Below are 15,357 nucleotides of genomic sequence, written 5' to 3'. Positions count from 1 at the left end.
AACAAAAATCGCGGCGCCGGGTAACACCCGCGCCGCGATCCCATGAAACTATTGTGATGATGCACGGGGCAGGGATTACATGAACCCAAGTTCCAGGCGCGCCTCGTCCGACATCATCTCCATGCCCCAGGGCGGCTCCCAGGTCAGTTCGACATCGACGGATTTAACGCCGGGTACGGGCGAGATCGCATCGACGATCCAGCCCGGCATCTCACCAGCAACCGGGCAGCCCGGTGCGGTCAGGGTCATGATGATCTTGACGTCATTTTCTTCGTTGATGTCGATGGTGTAGATCAGGCCCAGCTCGTAGATATTGACCGGGATTTCAGGGTCATAGACGCTACGGCATGCGTCTGCCACCGCATCGTAAAGCGGGTGGGAAACAGAAGACGGCGCGATCAGCGGCGCCCCTTCAAGAGGTTCGGAAGCGTTGGTCATATCGGTCCCTGACTGGTTATCCGACCGTTTATATAGGGAACAGGGCAAGCGGCGTCCAGTCTTGGACCGCAGGGAAGTTGCGCGCTGGTGCAGATGGCAGAGGCGATTTTTGACTAGTCGTTGATATCCGTGTCAAAGGTCTTCACCTGCCCGCGGGGCAGGGCAAAGGCGCGGCGCAGGACAAGCCAGGCGATGAGCGATATCGCCGCAAAGAGGAAGACCAGCACAGGCAGGCCAAAGGTGCCGCTGCCCATCGCAAGAAGCAGTACCCCGACGCCAAGGGCGCCGATGGCAAAGCCCAGGAAGACAAAGCCCGGCGCCAGCACCTCCAGAATACCAAGCACCAGCGCCGCAGCGCACCAGACCCACCAGAGTGCCCAGAAGGGAGCGGCCATCACTTGTTTCCTTTCAGCATCTTGAAGGCATTGCCAAAGGCTTCGAGCGCCTGCGCCGGAACCACGATGGTCTGGCTGCCAGTGCCCGCGCCAAGGGTGTTGAGCGCCTCCACCTGTTTCAGTGCCACCTGATACTGCGCCGCCTCCAGCCCGTTTTCGGCAATCGCCTTGGCCACGACACCGGTCGCATAGGCTTCGGCATCGGCCTGAATGCGGCGGGCCTTGGCGGTTTGTTCGGCGGAATACAGCTCTGCATCGGCGGCGAGTTCCACAGCGCGTTTCTTACCTTCCGCCTCGGTCACCTGCGCCCGGCGCGCGCGTTCGGCATTGAGCTGCTGCAGCATCGCATCGCGGGTGGCCTGATCGAGGTTCACGTCAAGGATCTCGGCGCGCGTCACTTCAATCCCCCAGTCATCCACGGCGCTTTCGACGCTGCGCTTGATCTCGCCAATCAGCTGCGAGCGGTTGGATTGCACCTCATCCAGATCCATCTTGCCGATTTCAGCGCGAACAATCCCGGCGACGGTGGTGGCGATGGCACCATCTACATCCCGGATGCGGTAGACTGTCTTTTCCGGCTCCAGGATGCGGTAGAATACCGACGTATCGATCTCTACCAGCACGTTGTCGCGAGTGATCGCATCCTGGCTGGCGTTCGGCAGTTGCCGTTCAAGGATCGACACCTTGTGACGGACCGCATCCAGAAAGGGCACGATGAAATTGATGCCGGGGCCAAGCACCGACTTCAGGCGGCCAAAACGTTCGACGACAAATTTTTCCGACTGCGGAACGATCCGGACGCCTTTGAGAATGACGACGATCAGGAAGATCGCCCCGAGAATGTAAAGCAGGCTGCCGGACAAGAGGGCGGTAATCTGATCTTCGTTCATAACTGGAAATCCTGTCTGAAAGGTATGGAACCAAGATCGGGTGGCGGCGGCGCGCGGTCAAGCCCTGCCGCCGCCAGTGGGATCACTTGCGCGCCGTCGCCTGTTTGCGCACCCGCAGGGGGGCGGGGCGCACGTGGTCTTCGATCTCGTCATAGATCAGCCCGGCAATGTTTTTCTTCGAGGTCCGCTCGATACCTTCCAGCCCGGGCGAGGAATTGACCTCCAGCACCTTTGGCCCGTTTTCCGAGCGCAGAAGGTCGACACCGGCAACGTTGAGCCCGAATGCCTTGGCTGCCTTGACGGCTGTGGCGCGTTCTTCCTTGCTGATCCGGACCGACACGGCGCTGCCGCCAAGATGTAGATTGGAGCGGAAGTCACCCTCGGCGCCCGAGCGTTTCATCGCCGCAACCACTTTGGAACCGACCACCAGACAGCGGATATCCTCGCCATTGGCCTCTTTCACGAATTGCTGCACCAGGAAGTTTGCCTTGAGCCCGCGAAAGGCGGTGATCACGGATTCGGCGGCCTTCTTGGTTTCGGCCAGCACCACGCCTTTACCCTGGGTGCTTTCCAGCAGTTTCACGATCAGGGGGGCACCTCCGACGATGTCGATCAGGTTCTTTGTATCCTTGGGCGAGGCGGCAAAGGCGGTTTCGGGCATGCCGATCTTCTGACGTGCCAGTACCTGATGGGCGTGCAGCTTGTCGCGACTTGCGGTGATGCCAGCGCTGCCATTGACGCAAAAGGTGCCAAGGGTCTCGAACTGGCGCAGCACGGCGGTACCATACTGGGTGATCGAGGCGCCGATGCGCGGGATCACCGCGTCATAGCGGGGCAGGCGCTTGCCGTCGTAGTGCACTTCGGGCGCCAGCGCGTTGATGTCCATGTAGCAGCGTGTGGTGTCGATGACCTCGACGGTGTGGCCTCGTTTTTCGCCTTCTTCCACCAGTCGGCGGGTGGAGAAATTATCCTCGCGGCTGAGTACAGCAATGCGCAGCACCCGGTTCGGCGCGGCCTTGCGGATGTTTTTCGAGGCATAGACCGAATAGTCCAGTTCCGGTTGGCAGAACCGTTCCGAAGGTGCCACCGCGACGTTCTCTCCCAGCGCCTGACGGCCCAGAAGCATATGCAGTGTCATACCGCTGCGGTCGGTGAGGGTGACTTCGATGGGCCAGCTGTGGCCATCGACCACCAGATCGGTCGAGATGACATAGCGCATTTCGCTTTCGCCATTGGAGGAGGTCACCTCACGCCGGTCGATAATATCGGCAGAGCAGGGGATCCGCAGCCCTTCCTGCCCCGGCACGGGGTGGACGGTAAAGCGTACCTTGGGGGCGGCAGCCGGTCCGAAGGTTTCGATTTCAGTGGCATGCAAGGCAGAGGTGCGGGCGCCGGTGTCGACCTTGGCCTTCATTGCGGGCAGGCCAAGCCCCGGCAGGCTTACCCATTCCTCCCAACCCAGGGTCAGTTTTGCGGCGTGCTCGTCTGTGGACATGCGCTTGGCTCCTTGGCATTAGGGGAATCTTATGGTCGTCAGATGACAGAACTAACGCAGGAAGTCGAAATGTCAGAGCTTTTCAAGTTTGAAATGAAAGCGCAGGACGGAAAAGCACGCACCGGTGTGATCCAGACGCCGCGCGGTGACATTCGCACGCCTGCCTTCATGCCCGTTGGCACCGCTGCGACGGTCAAGGCGATGATGCCGGAAAGCGTGCGCGCCACCGGCGCTGACATCCTGCTGGGCAATACCTACCACCTGATGCTGCGTCCAACGGCTGAGCGGATCGACCGGCTGGGTGGCCTTCATAAGTTCATGAACTGGCAGCGTCCGATCCTGACCGACTCGGGCGGGTTTCAGGTGATGTCGCTGGCGGGCCTTCGCAAGCTGACCGAGAAGGGCGTGACCTTCAAAAGCCATATCGACGGCTCCCGGCACGAGCTGACGCCAGAGCGCTCGATGGAGATCCAGCGGCTCTTGGGCAGCGATATCGTGATGTGTTTCGACGAATGCCCGGCGTTGCCTGCGGACCGCGACCGCATTGCCGAGTCGATGCGCCTGTCGATGCGCTGGGCCGAGCGGTCCAAGGACGCGTTTGGCGACCGGCCCGGTCATGCCCTGTTCGGGATCATGCAGGGCGGGCTGGAACAGGACCTTCGCGAGGAAAGCGCCAAGGCGCTGACCGACATCGGCTTTGATGGCTACGCGGTGGGTGGCCTTGCGGTGGGCGAGGGGCAGGAAGCGATGTTCGGCTGCCTTGACTACGCGCCGGACATGCTGCCGCAGGACAAGCCGCGCTACCTGATGGGGGTGGGCAAGCCCGACGATATCGTCGGCGCCGTGGCGCGCGGCATCGATATGATGGATTGCGTGTTGCCGTCGCGATCCGGCCGGACCGGGCAGGTCTTTACCCGCCGCGGCGTGGTCAACATCAAGAACGCGCGCCACGCCGACGACCCGCGCCCGCTGGATGAAGAGTGCAGCTGCCCGGCCTGTTCGAACTATTGCCGCGCTTACCTGCACCATGTGTTCCGCGCCAACGAGATGATTTCGGGCATGCTGCTGACCTGGCACAACCTGCATTACTTTCAGGAGATCATGCAGGGCATGCGCGATGCGATTGCGGCGGGGACCTTCGAGGCCTGGCAGAAGGACTTCCACGACACCCGCGCTGAGGGTGATATCGAGCCGGTGTAATCGGGGAGTATAAAACCGCTGACCACCCTTTTCCGGGTAAGAGGCGGTGGCTGATTGCCCTGTACCTGCGTGGCGACCGTTTATGCCTTGTTCACCAGTTGTGAAGACCTTTTTGCTAGTTTCCCGCCAAAAGGGGAGAATGGTGATGAGGTGGTATCTGGCGCTGGCTTTTGCGGCCTTGATGGGTGGCTCGATGGCAGCTCAGGCGCAGGCGACACAGGATAACACCACGCCAGGATCGCTGGCAGAGGCATCAAGTTTCTTCAAGGCGCCGCGCCTTAACGGTTGCAGCATTCCGCTAGAGGATCTGGTCAAAGGTGGCTCTGCCGGGCTGCGCGGCCAGTGGATCGTTCAAAAAGGCCCGGGAGAAATGTCGACGGCTGTCGGCGGGCGCATCGAGATGGTACCGCTGCCGCAACGCAGCGGCGATACCCTGTCGCTGCGGTTTCGCAATGGCAGGCTGGTGGCGGATTCACCGGTGCTGGGGCTTATTGGGATCTCTGTACAGGACCGGGGCCCACTAACGCCCGGCACGGGGCTGCGCGCCGAAAGCGTCGGCCGCGGCGATCTGCCGGATGATGCCGAGGTGTTCCTGGATGAGGTGTCTCTGGGGCCGCTGCCCTGCGGCGCCGATCAACTGTTCAGGCTGACCCTGCTGGCCGAGCGTCCAACCGGTACCGGAGAGGTCTTGCGGCAGGAGGTGCGTTTGTTCCTGATCGATGAAACACGGATGAGCGGAACCTATACTGAAACCGGGCCGGGCGGGCGGATGGAGCGGGGATTCATCACCCTGATGCGACGCTGAATTGACCCGCATGGCCCAAACCGGGGGCAGCTCGCAGCCCCCTTCACCATTTGCTCACCCTTCCTGCATTTGCGCCCTTGTGGTCGCCGCCCTGCAGGGGCAATGTGAGCGCAAAGATTGAGGCGCTGCGGTTGAAATACATGCTGAACCGCACCAGATAACAGATCAAAGAGGAGACGCCTGCGGCTGCCGCTACCTGGGGCCTGGACGTCTTGCCAAAGAAAAGGACCGAGTATGCAAGAGCCACTCAATTCTTCCTATCCCGTGCTGCCGCTGCGTGACATCGTGGTGTTCCCGCACATGATCGTGCCGCTGTTTGTCGGCCGGGAGAAATCGGTACGCGCCCTGGAAGAGGTGATGGCCGATGACAAACAGATCCTGCTGTCCAGCCAGATCGACCCCTCTGAGGACGATCCGGAAAGCGATGGCATCTACCGCGTCGGCGTGCTGGCCAATGTGCTGCAGCTGCTGAAGCTGCCCGATGGCACCGTCAAGGTGCTGGTCGAGGGCCAGACCCGCGTCAAGATCACCGATTTCCTGGAAAACGACAGCTATTTCGAAGCCCGCGCCGAACTGCTGAACCAGATGCCCGGCGACGTCACCACCACCGAGGCGCTGGTGCGCACCGTTGGTGATGAATTCGAACGCTACGCAAAAGTGCGCAAGAACATCCCCGAAGAAGCGCTGAGCGCAGTTGGCGAGACCACCGAGCCCGCCAAGCTGGCGGATCTTGTTGCCGGTCACCTGGGTATCGAGGTGGACCGCAAACAGGAGCTTCTGGAAACTCTGTCGGTCAGCGAACGTTTGGAAAAGGTCTATGGCCTGATGCAGGGCGAAATGTCCGTCCTGCAGGTTGAGAAGAAGATCAAGACCCGCGTCAAATCCCAGATGGAGAAGACCCAGCGAGAGTATTATCTGAATGAGCAGATGAAGGCCATTCAGAAGGAGCTGGGCGATGGCGAGGAAGGTTCGGGCGAAGTGGCCGAACTGGAAGAGAAAATCGCCGAGACCAAGCTGTCCAAGGAAGCCCGCGAAAAGGCCGATGCCGAGCTGAAGAAGCTCAAGAACATGTCGCCCATGTCGGCCGAGGCCACGGTTGTGCGCAACTATCTGGACTGGATGCTGTCGATCCCATGGGGCACCAAATCCCGCGTCAAGAAAGACCTCAACCGTGCTCAGGATATCCTCGATCAAGACCACTATGGCCTTGAGAAGGTCAAGGAACGCATCGTCGAATACCTTGCCGTGCAGCAGCGCTCGGCCAAGCTGAAGGGGCCGATCCTGTGCCTCGTTGGCCCTCCGGGTGTGGGTAAGACCTCGCTTGGCAAATCGGTTGCCAAGGCGACGGGACGCGAGTTCATCCGCATCAGCCTTGGCGGCGTGCGCGACGAGAGTGAGATCCGCGGTCACCGCCGGACATATATCGGCTCGATGCCGGGCAAGATCATCCAGGCGCTGAAGAAGGCGAAAACCACCAATCCGCTGATCCTGCTCGATGAGATCGACAAGATGGGCCAGGATTTCCGTGGCGACCCGGCCTCGGCGATGCTGGAAGTGCTTGATCCGGAACAGAACTCCACCTTTGTGGATCACTATCTGGAGGTGGAATATGATCTGTCGAACGTGATGTTCCTGACCACGTCCAACAGCTATAACATGCCGGGCCCGCTTCTGGACCGGATGGAGATCATTCCGCTGTCGGGCTACACCGAGGACGAAAAGCGCGAAATCGCCAAGCAGCACCTCGTGTCCAAGCAGGTGAAGAACCACGGCCTCAAGGCCAAGGAATTCGAACTGACGGATGAGGCGCTGACCGACATCATCCGCACCTACACCCGCGAGGCGGGCGTGCGGAACCTGGAGCGTGAAATCGCCAAGGTGGCGCGAAAATCGCTGACCAAGATCGTCAAGAAGGAAGCCGAGAGCGTCAAGGTCACCCATGCCAACCTCGACGAATTCCTGGGCGTGCCGAAATACCGCTTTGGTCTTGCTGAAAAGGAAGATCAGGTCGGTGTCGTGACCGGTCTGGCCTATACCTCGGTGGGTGGTGAGCTTCTCTCCATCGAGGCGCTGCGCCTGCCGGGCAAGGGTCGCATGAAGACCACCGGTAAGCTGGGCGACGTGATGAAGGAGTCGATCGAGGCTGCTTCCAGCTATGTACGCTCGGTTGCGCCGCAGCTGGGGATCAAGCCGCCCAAGTTCGACAAGTGGGACATCCACGTGCACGTGCCCGAAGGCGCCACGCCCAAGGACGGCCCGTCGGCGGGTCTGGCCATGGTGACCTCCATCGTGTCGGTGCTGACCGGGATCCCGGTGCGCAAGGACATCGCCATGACCGGCGAAGTCACTCTGCGTGGCAATGCGCTGGCCATCGGCGGGCTCAAGGAAAAACTGCTGGCAGCCCTGCGCGGTGGCATCAAGACGGTGCTGATCCCCGAGGAAAACGCCAAGGATCTGCCGGATATTCCCGACAACGTGAAGGAAGGTCTGGAGATCATCACGGTGAGCCACGTGTCCGAAGTGCTGAAACACGCACTGGTGGGCAGCCCTGAGCCGATCGAATGGGACGAGGAGGCCGAAGAGGCCGCCGCTGCCCAGGCCGCGCTGGAGGCGAAATCCGCATCGGCAGCCCCCACCGCGCATTAAGTGCCGGTAGCAGTAAGACAGGAAAGGCGGCCCGCTCGGGCCGCCTTTTTCTTTTTAGGGCTGGGGCTTACCAATACTCCGGATTTCGGAAGGGCGCGGCGCAGGAGGCGGGGCCGATCAGCGGCGCGAAGGCTTCCCCGGTCAGCGATTGGCCCAGCCATCCGTGCGGGTAGGACAGAGGCATGGGCGCCGCCGCTTCGTGCTGGGTGATCTGCCTGAACCCGACCTTGGCGTAGAAATTGATATCGCCATAGGTCAGCACGATATCAACGCCATGCCTTTTCAGCTGGCTGAGGCCATGGCGCAGAAGCGCCTGACCGGTGCCCTTGCCCTGCTGCCCCGGCGCAACCGCAACCGGGGACAGCAGAAAAACCACCCGGTCGTCCTGATCATAGCGCATCCGCGTGAACAGGATGCTGGCAACCACCGCGCCGCCCTCTAGCACGGAGAAGACAAACAAATCCTCCTCTGCCACCGTGGTGAGCAGGGCGCGCACCAGCCCAGCGATGGTTTGCCCTTCGTCGGCGCCTTCAGACGCGGTGAAGGAGGCGGCGAACAGGTCGGTGATCTCTGCTGTTCGCCCCTTGTGGCCTGACACAAATTCCATGGTCTGCTCCTTTGATGTCATGATGTTATCGTTGGTTCAGCTGCGCGCGTACGGCTTTGATACCCAGTCGCGAGGCGCGATAGGGTTTGCCGTCGCGCGATTGGATGAAACGGCGTTTGTGCAGGCGCTGAAAGACGCCAAGGGTGCAGTCCGACAGAACGTTCCCCTCGCGCGTGTAGCAGGTGATACTGCGGATCTTGCCGTTTTCACTGCGTTCATGATGGATGCTGCCGCCAAGGGCGAGCTCGTGCAACACGCGTTGCTCGTGTTTTGAGATATTCAACGGAAGTCTCGATTTTATGAGAGTGCAAGGAAAAAGGTCACTCAGCCGATGCCGTGAGTGTCCTTGTTGCGTCCTGCGTTCCCGATGTGCTGTGCCGGGAACGGGCTTATGCCCGGGTCTCTTGCATAAAATCTCCAATGCATGAGGCGCCAGCCTCACGTCTTCTGCCTTAGATAGGGAGGCAATCCCGCGCTGACAAGCGGCAGCGCCAAGTGGCGGCTGCCGCTGTTGCATTTCTGTATTCGATGGGGGCTGGGCTCAGGCCGCTGCGGCCTGCGCCATCTTCGCCCGCACGGTGGCAATGGCCACGGCATCCGGGCTGATGTCCTTCTGACGCGCCTGGTTCAGCACCTCGGCCATGGTCGCATCCAGCGCCGTGAGCTTCTCAGCCACATAAGATTCGCGATCCGCGATTTTCAGGATCTCGGTTGCCACATTGATGATGCCGCCGCCATTGGCGATGAAATCGGGCGCATAAAGGATGCCGCGTTTGTGCAGGGCCTGACCGTCCTCGGGGGTGGCGAGTTGATTGTTGGCGCCGCCAGCGACGATCCCGACCTGCAACAGGGGAATGGTCTCGGCATTGAGGATGCCGCCAATGGCACAGGGGGCAAAAATATCCGCCTGCACGGTGCAGATCTTGTTGATGGCAACCGGGCGGGCGCCGAATTCCGCGACCGCGCGTTCGATGCGCTGGGGATCGACATCCGTGACGATCAGACCGGCGCCCGCGTCATTCAGGAACTGGCACAGGTACCAGCCTACATGACCCAGCCCCTGCACCGCCACCGTGACGCCCTGCAGATCGGCGCTGCCGGCCTTGTGCGCCCGGGCGGTGCGGATGGCGTTGAAGATGCCGCGCGCGGTGATGGGGGAGGGATCGCCGCTGGCAAACTCCCCATTGGCAAGCCCGGCGACATAGGGCGTTTCATCGGCCAGCAGCGCCATGTCGGCAGGGCTCATGCCCATATCCTCGGCGGTGATGTAGCGGCCGTTCAGGCTGTCGATGGCACGGCCAAAGGCGCGCAGCATCTCTGGCGTCTTGCTTGTTGTCGGGTCGCCGATGATCACCGCCTTGCCGCCGCCCAGCGGCAGGCCCGCCGCGGCGTTCTTGTAGGTCATGCCCTCGCTCAGCCGCCGAACATCCTCCAGCGCCTCATCCGCAGTGGCATAGGCGCGCATCCGCAGCCCGCCAGCGGCCGGTCCGGCCTCGGTTGAATGGATGGCGATGAAGCCGGTCAGACCGACGGCGGGATCGTCGACACGGTAGATTTCTTCGTGACCGGGAGAGGCGATTTTGGTGAGGGTCATACTGACAGGCTCCTGAACTAACGGCACCAAGATACCGGGTATGGGCTTCGGGAATTTTCCAAAAATGCCCTCAGGAGTGGTTGGTTTTGGAGTAATTTGCTAAAATGGCGCTAAATAATGGAGGAAATCACTATGCACGCCATTGATCGCAGGATTGTCACCGCGCTGCAGCGGGACGGTCGCATGAAGCTGGCTCAGCTCTCAGAAGAGGTCGGCCTGTCGCCTACGCCCTGCGCCCGGCGGGTGTCGATGCTGGAAGAAGCCGGGATCATTACCGGCTATTCCGCGCGGGTTGATCAGGCCAAGGTCGGGCTGGCCGTCACCATTTTTGTCGCTGTTGAGCTGGAGCGCCAGTCGAAGGACGCGCTGCAGGCCTTTGAAAATGGCGTGCGCCAGTTCGATCAAGTGATGGAGTGCTACCTGATGACTGGCAGTCGCGATATCCTGCTGCGGGTGGTGGCGCAGGATCTGACGGATTTCGACCGCTTTCTGGAAGAGCAGTTGATGCGGGTGCCGGGGATCCGCAATACGCGGTCCAGCTTCACCCTGCGCACCATGATCCGCCGCGATGTGCTGCCCGGCGGACCTGGCTGAGGCGGCCAGTGCAGGAGGGATGTGAAAAAAGGAAACCGGAAAAAGAAGCAGACCGGTGAAAATCTTCATATCCCCCTCTTGCAGAGCGGTGATCCTGACGGTAATACCCGATCCCACGGGTGATTAGCTCAGTGGTAGAGCGCTTCGTTCACATCGAAGATGTCAGGAGTTCAAATCTCTTATCACCCACCATTCCCTCTTTTCAAATTTACTCGTTTGAGTGTTGGCGCGCGCAAGGAACTCCGATCTTAGTCTCGGTTATAGGCTTAATATCGAACGTAATCGCTCTATGGAGACCTCGTTTGCGGGTTTGTCCAGAACCACCGTTCCGGCGTCTAGGCCGAGATACCAATCGGAAATACCGGTCAGAAAGCTGAGGTTTTGTTCGCACAACAGAATACCGGCCCCGGCTTTCGCTCGGTCCATCAGGCACTCCGCCATATGGGCGATGTTTTCCGGCTGAACGCCCTCGGAGGGTTCATCAAGGACAATCACTTTTGTGTCCTCGATCATAGCGCGGACAAAGGCCAGGATTTTCCGCTCACCGCCGGACATGGTGCCTGCGGGCTGGTCCAGCCGTTCTGCCAGCCTTGGGAAGCGGTCGAAATACCTCTCCGGTCCCTCCCGGTTGCTGCCGAGGGTCAGGTTCTCCCTGACCGTCAGATCGTCGAACACCATCGATGTCTGGGGCATGTAACCGATGCCGCGTTTGCGCCGGGCATGCGAAGGACGTGAGGCGACAGAACGCCCTTCCAGCCGGATATCACCAGCCCCCGCAATCAGGCTGCCCTGCACAAGCCGCGCAAGGGTGGTCTTGCCAACACCGTTCCGGCCAAAGACCCCTAGAACGCTGCCTGCTTCGATCCGGGCCGAGACGTTGAACAGAACATGGGTGTCCCGGTAGCCGCCGGTCAGATTGTCGATTTCCAGAAGCGAGGTCATTTGGTGCCTCCCGCATAGACGGCCTGAACCTCGGGATTGCTGCGCACCTTGTCGAAGCTGTCAAAGGCGAGCACCTGCCCCAGGTGCAGGACCAGAACCTTGTCCGAGATCGCCTGAACGATGCTCATGTCGTGTTCGATGACGATGACCAGACCGCCGGTTTGTGCCTGATATGTCCGCACAAGTTCGGTCATTAGCGCCGTTTCATCCGGGGAAAGCCCTGCACAGGGTTCGTCCAGCAGCAATACCCGAGGCTCAGATGCGATGGTCATGGCGTATTCCAGAAACTGACGGTGGCCTTGTGGCAGATGTGCGACCGGCGCGACCAGATCTTCCTGCAGAGGCACCGCGGGGCGTTTTAAAAGTTCCGTCAGCGATTCGGATCGCCAGTGCAGGGTCGCGGGGCGCAGCAGATCCACCAGCCGTGCCCGGTTGGCCATCATGGCAAGCGCCAGGTTTTCTGAAACGTTCATGGAAAAGAACACGGAGGGCACCTGCAACTTGCGGCCAATGCCGCTGCGCAGCGCCTTGTAAGGAGGGCGCGCGTGAATGTTGCGCGTCCCCAATGCAATGCTGCCGCCGGTGATCTGCAGGTTGCCGGTGATCGCGTTGAGCGTGCTGGTCTTGCCCGCGCCATTTGGCCCGATAACGCTGATGATGCCGGTCGAGGGCGTTTCAAAGGTCACGCCGTTCAGGATTCGGACGACACCGATCTGTAGATGAACATCGTCAAATCGCAGCGCGCCTGGGGCGTCGGTCGGTTTGCTTGGCGGAGCCGCGATGGAGGGCGCGCGCCTGCCGGGCGTTGCGGGCCGGATGCGCCGGTATGCGGCTTCCAGTAGCTCCGCGATGCCGCCGGGGGCCTTCAGCACCACTAGAATGAAAGCCAAGGCCATCAATAATTCCCAATAGGGGAAACTGTCGCGCAGCTCGGCTGAGGCCCAGCCGACGATGACGGCTCCGATCAGCGGGCCAAGCACGTGAAACCGGCCGCCCACAGCGGTCAGGATTACCATTTCAGCGGAGAGGCCGAACCCCATCGAGGTGGGCGTCACGATCCCCTGATGCGAAGCAAAAAGCCCCCCGGCCAGGGCCGCAATGGCGGCAGAGAAAGCAAAGGCTGCGCCTTTGATGACATGGGTCGGAAATCCTAGCAGTTGCAGGCGCGGTTCGTTGTCGGCCACGGCCTTGGCGATCAGGTTGACCGGAAGTCGGTTCAGGATGAACAGCAACAGGCTGACCAACACTGTGGCTGCCACGATGACGTAGTAAAAGCTTCCGAAGGGATCGAGATTGCCGAGGCTGGGAAACCCACTCATCCCGTTGAAGCCGCCGGTGAGCGGCGTGGCGGTTCCGGCGATCTGTTCGGCGATCATCACCAAGGCGAGTGTGATCAGTGAAAAGTATGGACCGCTTTCCTTCCGACCGCGAAAGATCAGCGTGGCCAGAAGGAAAGCAAACACGGCGATGGCGGCCAATACGGTGACGGCCAGGAGGAGGTCGATGCCGAGTCCGTTTCCGGTGCGCAGGGTGCTGGCCGTGACATAGGCGGCAAATCCGAAGAACAGTGCCTGCCCCAGCGGTAGCACCCCGGTCTTGCCCCAGAGGTAGCCGATGCCTTGCGCTGCGATGCCATAGATCAGGTACAGCCCGATCTGGTAGGCCGTGAAGTCGCCGAACACCTCGGGGATCAGGAGAAGCACTGCCAGAAGCAGGCTAACGGGAAGAAGAACGGATACCATCAGGTTTCAGCCAGAGAAAGAGAATGGAAAGAGTGAGAACAGCCAGATAGCCATAGGTCTGATTGGCAACGGCCCCGAGGACGGATTGCGTTCCCGCGATAATGCCCGCGCCGATGCCCAGCCCTTCGAGGGAGCCAAGACCGCCGACCACAAGGGCAAAGAACGAGCGGATCAGGTAATCGAGCCCCATCATCGGCTCGATCCGGATGGTGGGCGCCAGGATCAACCCGGCCAGCCCGGCGGTGCAGCAGCCGAAGATAAAAGCGCCAGCCGACAGCCGGGCGGTATTGATGCCCACAGCCTCGGCCAGGTCCGGATTGCCGACCATCGCCTTGATCCGGGTGGCGACCTTGGAGCGGCTGTTCCACCAGAACAGCGCGACAAAACCTGCGAGAATGCCAAGGATGACGGCAATGCGATAGGCAGGGTAGTCGGCGCCAAGAACACTGATCGTGCCGCTGATGGGCGGGGTGACGGATTGATAGCCCCGTCCAAAGATCAGCTCCACCGCTTCGCGGAGCAGGATGGCGATGCCCCAGGTGGCCAGCAGGCTGTCGAACATTCGTCCATAGAGATGACGGATGATCGTGCGCTCAAGCACGAAGGCCACCAGGGCAACGGTCAGCAGGCAAACCGGAACCTGCAGCCATGCAGGCAGACCCAGCGAGGAAGTGATGACCGGGGCATAGGCCCCGATCATTACGAATTCCCCATGTGCCATATTCATGATCTGAAGCTTGCCAAACACGATGGCCAGCCCCAAGGCGACCAGCGCCAGGGTGCTGATCTGCCAGGCAAGGTTGAGGACAAGAACGGAGGACATGGGCGCAGGCTCAGTCCGCGCAGGCTTCGGAGGAGGCCACCTTGTCGAAGGAGGCAACGATGTCGAAGGTGCCGCCGCTGCCATCGGCGAGATAGATCGTCTGCGCCATATGGCGTCCGGTCAGTGTGTTTTCACCGCGGGGCGTGCTCCATGTGGTACCTTCGGCGGCGGCATCCATCGCGGCAACGTCAAGGCTGCCCGCCTTGTTCGCGAGCGCGGCCAGCAGCATCAGCCCTTCATAAGCGGACTGACCAAGGCCATTCAGAGCCGGTGCATCCGCCCCGAAGGCTGCCGTGTAATCCGCTGCAAAGGAAACCGCAGCGTCTGAGTCGATGGAGGCAAAGTATCCCGAAGAGGAGAAAAGCCGGTCCGCGTTCTCTGCGCCGATGCCCGCAAGGGTGTTTTCCTCGATCAATGTACCAAGGCGGAGGGCCTGCTCATCCAGACCAAACCCCGCAAAGCTGACGTTGAAGCCGACGGACCCGCCCCCGACCAACGTGATCAGAATGGCGTCGGCGCCGCTTTCCTTGATGCGTTGCAGCGAGGAGTCGAATTCAGAAACCGTGAAAGGCACGTATTCTTCGCCCACCACTTCACCGCCTGCCTCGGCGATATAGTTCTTCGCGAGCGCATTTGTGCCGCGCGGCCAGTTGTAATCATGGCCGATCAGATACCATTTCGACGCGCCTTCCTTTTCTGCCAGATAGGGGATCACCGGTGCCAGCTGCTGGCTGGGGGTTTCGCCAGTGACATATAGGCCGGGCGCGCAGGAGTTGCCTTCGTATACAGGGGTGTAGACATAGGGAACTTGCCCGTTGAAACGCCCGATCAGCGCTTCGCGCACTGCGGAATCATGCATGCCGACAAAGGCTTGCGCGCCTTCGCCCTTCCAGAGGCGCAATGCGGCCTGTGCAGCCTCGGCCGGGGGCACGCCGACATCGGCGAAGACCAGTTCGATTGCCTCGCCGTTGATGCCACCGGCCGCGTTGATCTGCTCGGCCGCCAATGTGGCCGAGTTGCGGGTGGAAGGGCCAAACAGGCCTGCCGGGCCAGAATCCGGCACCAGCACGCCCACCTTGATATCGGCGGCGGCAGAGACCGTCCCAAGGGCCAGCGCCACCGCAGCGCTGGCAAAAAGTTTGGTTCTTGCTTTCAGCATTTTTATTCTCCCTGTGTGGATGTCGGC

The 15,357-nt window shown here is 61.0% G+C and carries 15 protein-coding genes and 1 tRNA gene; 5 read left to right on the top strand and 11 right to left on the bottom strand.

What is annotated here, in order from left to right:
• Positions 1–75 precede the first annotated feature (75 nt).
• The 4 genes from C6W91_RS00655 to rimK form a co-directional block, all read right to left on the bottom strand.
• Positions 76–438 carry an SUF system Fe-S cluster assembly protein gene (locus tag C6W91_RS00655; RefSeq protein ID WP_065273205.1) on the bottom strand — a complete coding sequence of 121 codons (363 nt, stop codon included), beginning with the start codon at positions 436–438 and terminating at the stop codon, positions 76–78.
• Between the two features lie 113 nt (positions 439–551).
• Positions 552–833, bottom strand: coding sequence for an NfeD family protein (locus C6W91_RS00650; RefSeq protein WP_065273206.1), 282 nt, complete (start codon positions 831–833; stop codon positions 552–554).
• On the bottom strand, positions 833–1,723 hold the full coding sequence (locus C6W91_RS00645) for an SPFH domain-containing protein (RefSeq protein WP_274868012.1): 891 nt from the start codon (positions 1,721–1,723) through the stop codon (positions 833–835). Before C6W91_RS00645 ends, C6W91_RS00650 begins: the two co-directional genes overlap by 1 nt.
• An 82-nt stretch (positions 1,724–1,805) precedes the next feature.
• Positions 1,806–3,218 (bottom strand): 30S ribosomal protein S6--L-glutamate ligase, encoded by a 1,413-nt coding sequence (rimK, locus tag C6W91_RS00640; protein WP_274831893.1) that lies wholly within the window; start codon positions 3,216–3,218, stop codon positions 1,806–1,808.
• Between the two features lie 69 nt (positions 3,219–3,287).
• On the opposite strand from rimK, the gene tgt reads away from it, so the two are divergent.
• The 3 genes from tgt to lon all read left to right on the top strand — a co-directional run bounded on the left by tgt (position 3,288) and on the right by lon (position 7,869).
• Positions 3,288–4,418: a tRNA guanosine(34) transglycosylase Tgt gene (tgt, locus tag C6W91_RS00635; RefSeq protein WP_274836779.1), complete on the top strand. Its 1,131-nt coding sequence runs from the start codon at positions 3,288–3,290 to the stop codon at positions 4,416–4,418.
• A gap of 145 nt (positions 4,419–4,563) precedes the next feature.
• Entirely contained in the window at positions 4,564–5,223 is a 660-nt protein-coding gene (locus C6W91_RS00630; RefSeq protein ID WP_274868011.1) for a hypothetical protein, read from the top strand.
• A gap of 234 nt (positions 5,224–5,457) precedes the next feature.
• Entirely contained in the window at positions 5,458–7,869 is a 2,412-nt protein-coding gene (gene lon / locus C6W91_RS00625; RefSeq protein ID WP_274868010.1) for an endopeptidase La, read from the top strand.
• Positions 7,870–7,936: 67 nt separating this feature from the next.
• Here lon and C6W91_RS00620 read toward each other — a convergent pair whose 3' ends face one another.
• The 3 genes from C6W91_RS00620 to C6W91_RS00610 all read right to left on the bottom strand — a co-directional run bounded on the left by C6W91_RS00620 (position 7,937) and on the right by C6W91_RS00610 (position 10,070).
• Positions 7,937–8,476, bottom strand: coding sequence for a GNAT family N-acetyltransferase (locus C6W91_RS00620; protein ID WP_274868009.1), 540 nt, complete (start codon positions 8,474–8,476; stop codon positions 7,937–7,939).
• Positions 8,477–8,501: 25 nt separating this feature from the next.
• A complete protein-coding gene (locus C6W91_RS00615; RefSeq protein WP_274828683.1) occupies positions 8,502–8,759 on the bottom strand; it encodes a YjhX family toxin in 258 nt (85 codons plus the stop codon).
• A 258-nt stretch (positions 8,760–9,017) separates the two neighbouring features.
• Positions 9,018–10,070 carry a Glu/Leu/Phe/Val dehydrogenase gene (locus tag C6W91_RS00610; protein WP_274868008.1) on the bottom strand — a complete coding sequence of 351 codons (1,053 nt, stop codon included), beginning with the start codon at positions 10,068–10,070 and terminating at the stop codon, positions 9,018–9,020.
• A 132-nt stretch (positions 10,071–10,202) separates the two neighbouring features.
• Between C6W91_RS00610 and C6W91_RS00605 the strand changes: the two genes are divergently transcribed.
• Both C6W91_RS00605 and C6W91_RS00600 read left to right on the top strand, forming a co-directional pair.
• Complete coding sequence (locus tag C6W91_RS00605) at positions 10,203–10,664, top strand: Lrp/AsnC family transcriptional regulator (protein ID WP_370570389.1); 462 nt, start codon at positions 10,203–10,205, stop codon at positions 10,662–10,664.
• Positions 10,665–10,781: 117 nt separating this feature from the next.
• Positions 10,782–10,856, top strand: a tRNA-Val gene (locus C6W91_RS00600).
• A 66-nt stretch (positions 10,857–10,922) separates the two neighbouring features.
• On the opposite strand, the gene C6W91_RS00595 is transcribed toward C6W91_RS00600, so the two are convergent.
• From C6W91_RS00595 to C6W91_RS00580, 4 genes are read right to left on the bottom strand one after another with little or no spacing between them, the layout of a single operon-like run.
• Positions 10,923–11,606, bottom strand: coding sequence for an ATP-binding cassette domain-containing protein (locus tag C6W91_RS00595; RefSeq protein WP_274868831.1), 684 nt, complete (start codon positions 11,604–11,606; stop codon positions 10,923–10,925).
• Positions 11,603–13,348 (bottom strand): ATP-binding cassette domain-containing protein, encoded by a 1,746-nt coding sequence (locus C6W91_RS00590; protein WP_274868830.1) that lies wholly within the window; start codon positions 13,346–13,348, stop codon positions 11,603–11,605. Before C6W91_RS00590 ends, C6W91_RS00595 begins: the two co-directional genes overlap by 4 nt.
• Positions 13,323–14,171: a branched-chain amino acid ABC transporter permease gene (locus C6W91_RS00585; protein ID WP_274868828.1), complete on the bottom strand. Its 849-nt coding sequence runs from the start codon at positions 14,169–14,171 to the stop codon at positions 13,323–13,325. The genes C6W91_RS00590 and C6W91_RS00585 overlap by 26 nt, the downstream gene beginning before the upstream one ends.
• Positions 14,172–14,181: 10 nt before the next feature.
• Positions 14,182–15,330: a substrate-binding domain-containing protein gene (locus C6W91_RS00580; RefSeq protein ID WP_274868826.1), complete on the bottom strand. Its 1,149-nt coding sequence runs from the start codon at positions 15,328–15,330 to the stop codon at positions 14,182–14,184.
• Positions 15,331–15,357 lie beyond the last annotated feature (27 nt).

The organism is Phaeobacter sp. SYSU ZJ3003 (genome assembly GCF_041300735.1).
In the GTDB taxonomy this organism is placed as follows: domain Bacteria; phylum Pseudomonadota; class Alphaproteobacteria; order Rhodobacterales; family Rhodobacteraceae; genus Phycobacter; species Phycobacter gallaeciensis_A.
This window is presented reverse-complemented; position numbering and strand designations above follow the sequence as displayed.

Bases quoted from the DNA above. Each gene is read 5' to 3' on its own strand.
- C6W91_RS00655 (WP_065273205.1), bottom strand. From the start codon at position 438: ATGACCAACGCTTCCGAACCTCTTGAAGGGGCGCCGCTGATCGCGCCG.
- C6W91_RS00650 (WP_065273206.1), bottom strand. From the start codon at position 833: ATGGCCGCTCCCTTCTGGGCACTCTGGTGGGTCTGGTGCGCTGCGGCG.
- C6W91_RS00645 (WP_274868012.1), bottom strand. From the start codon at position 1,723: ATGAACGAAGATCAGATTACCGCCCTCTTGTCCGGCAGCCTGCTTTAC.
- rimK (WP_274831893.1), bottom strand. From the start codon at position 3,218: ATGTCCACAGACGAGCACGCCGCAAAACTGACCCTGGGTTGGGAGGAA.
- tgt (WP_274836779.1), top strand. From the start codon at position 3,288: ATGTCAGAGCTTTTCAAGTTTGAAATGAAAGCGCAGGACGGAAAAGCA.
- C6W91_RS00630 (WP_274868011.1), top strand. From the start codon at position 4,564: ATGAGGTGGTATCTGGCGCTGGCTTTTGCGGCCTTGATGGGTGGCTCG.
- lon (WP_274868010.1), top strand. From the start codon at position 5,458: ATGCAAGAGCCACTCAATTCTTCCTATCCCGTGCTGCCGCTGCGTGAC.
- C6W91_RS00620 (WP_274868009.1), bottom strand. From the start codon at position 8,476: ATGGAATTTGTGTCAGGCCACAAGGGGCGAACAGCAGAGATCACCGAC.
- C6W91_RS00610 (WP_274868008.1), bottom strand. From the start codon at position 10,070: ATGACCCTCACCAAAATCGCCTCTCCCGGTCACGAAGAAATCTACCGT.
- C6W91_RS00605 (WP_370570389.1), top strand. From the start codon at position 10,203: ATGCACGCCATTGATCGCAGGATTGTCACCGCGCTGCAGCGGGACGGT.
- C6W91_RS00595 (WP_274868831.1), bottom strand. From the start codon at position 11,606: ATGACCTCGCTTCTGGAAATCGACAATCTGACCGGCGGCTACCGGGAC.
- C6W91_RS00590 (WP_274868830.1), bottom strand. From the start codon at position 13,348: ATGGTATCCGTTCTTCTTCCCGTTAGCCTGCTTCTGGCAGTGCTTCTC.
- C6W91_RS00585 (WP_274868828.1), bottom strand. From the start codon at position 14,171: ATGTCCTCCGTTCTTGTCCTCAACCTTGCCTGGCAGATCAGCACCCTG.
- C6W91_RS00580 (WP_274868826.1), bottom strand. From the start codon at position 15,330: ATGCTGAAAGCAAGAACCAAACTTTTTGCCAGCGCTGCGGTGGCGCTG.